General features: G+C 75.1%; 2 protein-coding genes and 2 pseudogenes. 2 read left to right on the top strand and 2 right to left on the bottom strand.

Annotated elements, in window-relative coordinates; translation table 11 throughout:
* Positions 1-143: pseudogene (locus BGM09_RS39190) on the bottom strand (aspartate aminotransferase family protein); the annotation flags it as partial.
* 255 nt (positions 144-398) lie between these two features.
* Here BGM09_RS39190 and BGM09_RS16485 point away from each other — a divergent pair.
* Together BGM09_RS16485 and BGM09_RS16480 are read left to right on the top strand one after the other, a co-directional pair.
* A complete protein-coding gene (locus tag BGM09_RS16485; protein WP_188282356.1) occupies positions 399-1,886 on the top strand; it encodes an FAD-binding oxidoreductase in 1,488 nt (495 codons plus the stop codon).
* A gap of 25 nt (positions 1,887-1,911) precedes the next feature.
* Positions 1,912-2,667, top strand: coding sequence for a decaprenylphospho-beta-D-erythro-pentofuranosid-2-ulose 2-reductase (locus BGM09_RS16480; protein WP_188282355.1), 756 nt, complete (start codon positions 1,912-1,914; stop codon positions 2,665-2,667).
* 180 nt (positions 2,668-2,847) lie between these two features.
* Here BGM09_RS16480 and BGM09_RS16475 read toward each other — a convergent pair.
* Positions 2,848-3,373: pseudogene (locus BGM09_RS16475) on the bottom strand (hypothetical protein); the annotation flags it as partial.

The raw sequence follows: 3,373 nt of genomic DNA, 5'->3' as shown, positions 1-3,373 counted from the left end.
GCGTCGAGGTCGGCCGCGGTGAGGTAGGGGTTGAGCAGCGTCGCCTTGAGCCACAGCCGCCCGCCGACGTGGGCGCGGCCCAGCACGGCCCGGCCGTCGTACAGCAGGCGGCGGCGCAGCGCGGCGAGCAGGTGGCGGTCCGCGCGTTCCGCGGCGGAGTCGGGGTAGCGCACTGGTCGGTACTCCCTCGCAGCGACGGCTCGTGACCCTTCGGCCGCCGCAGCGGGGCGATCGACTGCCCCGCCTGGGCGAATTGTCGGGTCATCACACTTGGACCCCGGATGCTTACCGTGCGCGACAGCTCCTCACGCACCACCACTCACCCTTTTCAGTGAGAAAAGCCGCATAGCGCACTATTCATGATCTTTCGCACCACTCAGGGCGCTACGGTCACGGGCATGCCTGTACCCTCCGCGACGACCGTCCCCGTCACCGGCGAGGGCCGCACCGCCGCCGACTCCTCGGCCGAACCCACCGCCGCCTCCGGCACCGCCCCCCTCGGTCCCGGCTCCGGCCCCGCCGGCCTCCCGAGCCGCGTCGGCCCGGTCACCGGCTGGGGCCGCACCGCCCCCACCACCGCCCGCGTCCTGCGCCCCCTGACGTACGAGGCGGCCGTCGCGGCGGTCAACGGGAGCAACGGCCGCGGCGCCATCGCGCGGGGTCTGGGCCGGGCCTACGGGGACGCGGCGCAGAACGCGGGCGGCGCCGTCCTGGACATGACCGGGCTCGACCGGATCCACGAGATCGACGCCGTCAACGGGCTGGTCGTGTGTGACGCGGGCGTCTCACTGCACCGCCTGATGGAGGTGCTGCTGCCGCTCGGCTGGTTCGTGCCCGTCACGCCCGGCACCCGCTATGTGACGGTCGGCGGCGCGATCGGCGCGGACATCCACGGCAAGAACCACCACGGCTCCGGGTCCTTCTCCCGCCATGTGCGCGCCGTCGAACTGCTGACCGGTGACGGCGAGACCCGGCTGGTCACGCCGGAGGACGAACCGGGCCTGTTCTGGGCGACGGCCGGCGGCATGGGCCTGACCGGCGTCATCCTGGCCGCGACCATCCAGCTCCTGCCGGTCCAGACGTCGTTGATGACGGTGGACACCGAACGCGCCACCGACCTGGACGACCTGATGGCGCGGCTGACCGCGACCGACGACACGTACCGCTACTCGGTGGCCTGGATCGACCTGCTCGCGCGCGGCGCGAAGACCGGCCGCGCCGTCCTCACCCGCGGCGACCACGCCCCGCTCGACGCGCTGCCCGCCACGTCCCGCGCCCGCCGCGACCCGCTCGCCTTCCGCCCCGGACGGCTGCCCGCCGCCCCGCGCTTCGTCCCCGGGGGCCTGCTCGGCCGCACCAGCGTCGGCCTGTTCAACGAGTTCTGGTACCGCAAAGCCCCGCGCGAGCGGCGCGGCGAACTCCAGCGCCTGTCCGCCTTCTTCCACCCGCTGGACGGGCTGCCGCACTGGAACCGGATCTACGGCCGCGGCGGCTTCGTCCAGTACCAGTTCGTCGTCGGCCACGGCCAGGAGGAGACGCTGCGGCGCATCGTCGGACGGATCGGCGCCCGCGGCTGCCCGTCCTTCCTCGCCGTGCTCAAGCGCTTCGGCGAGGGCGACCCCGGCTGGCTGTCCTTCCCGATGGCGGGCTGGACCCTCGCCCTCGACATCCCCGCCGCGCTCCCCGGCCTCGGCGCGTTCCTCGACGAGCTGGACGAGGAGGTCGCGGAGGCGGGCGGCCGGGTCTACCTCGCCAAGGACGCGCGGCTGCGGCCCGAACTCCTGGCCCGGATGTACCCGCGCCTGGACGACTTCCGCACCCTGCGCGCCACGTACGACCCGCGCGGCGCGATCACGTCCGACCTCGCCCGCCGCCTGGCCCTCTAGCGCACCAGCCCTGAAGGAGCTTCCCGTGAAGGACGCGTTCGGCGCCCCCCAGTCCCTGCTGATCCTCGGCGGCACCTCCGAGATCGCGCTGGCCACCGCCCGCCGCCTCATCGCCCGCCGCACCCGTACCGTCTATCTCGCGGGCCGCCCCTCCGAGGCGCTGGACGCCGCCGCCGCGCGGCTGCGCGCGCTCGGCGCCGACGTGCACGCGGTCGGTTTCGACGCCCTCGACCCGGCCTCGCACGAGGAAGTGCTCGGCAAGCTCTTCACCGAGGGCGACATCGACATGGTGCTGCTCGCCTTCGGCGTCCTCGGCGACCAGGCCCGCGACGAGCAGGAACCGCTCTCGGCCGTCCACGTCGCCCAGGTCAACTACACCGGCGCGGTCTCCGCCTCCCTCGTCTGCGCGGGCGCCCTCCAGTCGCAGGGCCACGGCTCGCTGGTCGTGCTGTCCTCCGTGGCAGGCGAGCGCGCCCGCCGCGCGAACTTCATCTACGGCAGCAGCAAGGCCGGCCTTGACGCCTTCGCCCAGGGCCTCGGCGACGCCCTGCACGGCGCCGGCGTGCACGTCATGATCGTCCGCCCCGGTTTCGTCCGCACCAAGATGACCGCGGGTCGCGAAGAGGCCCCGCTGGCCACCACCCCCGAGGCCGTCGCGGTCGCCATCGAGACCGGCCTGCGCCGCCGCAGCGAAACGGTCTGGGTGCCCGGCGCCCTGCGCGTCGTCATGTCGGCCCTGCGCCACGTCCCGAGGCCGCTCTTCCGCCGCCTGCCGGTCTGACCCGGCGGCGTTGCGGTCGGCGGGGTTACGGTCGGCGGCGGTGCGGTCGACGGCTACGGTGGCCGACCCCGCCGGTCGTCGCCTTCGCGCTCGTCGTCGGCTCCGTCGCGATCGACCTGCGTACGCTGACGGGTCCGCTGACGGGTCCGGTCGCGGTGGGCTGAGCGTCCGTACCCCGGCTCACAGGCGGCTGGGGGTCGCCTCGTCCGCCTCCTTCTCCGCGTCCTCCCCCGGCGGGGCGACCTCGCCGAAGCGGGCCAGGGCCAGGGCGCCGACGACCGCGAGGGCGAAGCCCGCGACCGCGACCGGGGCCCAGCCGTGGCGGGTGCGGTCACCGAGGGCGAGGACGCCGACGAGCGCCGGGCCGACGGTCTCGCCGATGACCATGCCCGCGGTGGCGGCCGTCACCGAGCCGCGCTGGAGGGCGGAGGTCAGCAGCAGGAAGGCGGCTCCGCCGCCGACGAGGAGGCCGTAGACGGCCGGGTTGGTGAGCAGCGCCACCGGGGTCATGCCGTCGATGACGCGGACGGTGACCTCGACCACGCCGAAGCCGAGGCCCGCGCCGAGGCCCAGCGCCGCCGCGCGGGACCGTTCGGGGAGACGGCCGGCCGCCGTGCCCGCCGCGAGTACGGCGAGCGCCGTCGCCAGCGTGCCCCAGCGCAGCGCCGTACCGCCGTGGTCGGCGCCGGCCCCCTCGCTGCCCGAG

It is taken from the genome of Streptomyces sp. CBMA29, assembly GCF_014596445.1.
GTDB lineage: Bacteria > Actinomycetota > Actinomycetes > Streptomycetales > Streptomycetaceae > Actinacidiphila.
Note: the sequence above shows the minus strand (reverse complement) of the source record. Positions and strands in the feature narration are given on the sequence as shown.

Excerpts from the sequence above, each read along its gene's own strand:
- BGM09_RS16485 (WP_188282356.1), top strand. The coding sequence starts at position 399 with ATGCCTGTACCCTCCGCGACGACCGTCCCCGTCACCGGCGAGGGCCGC.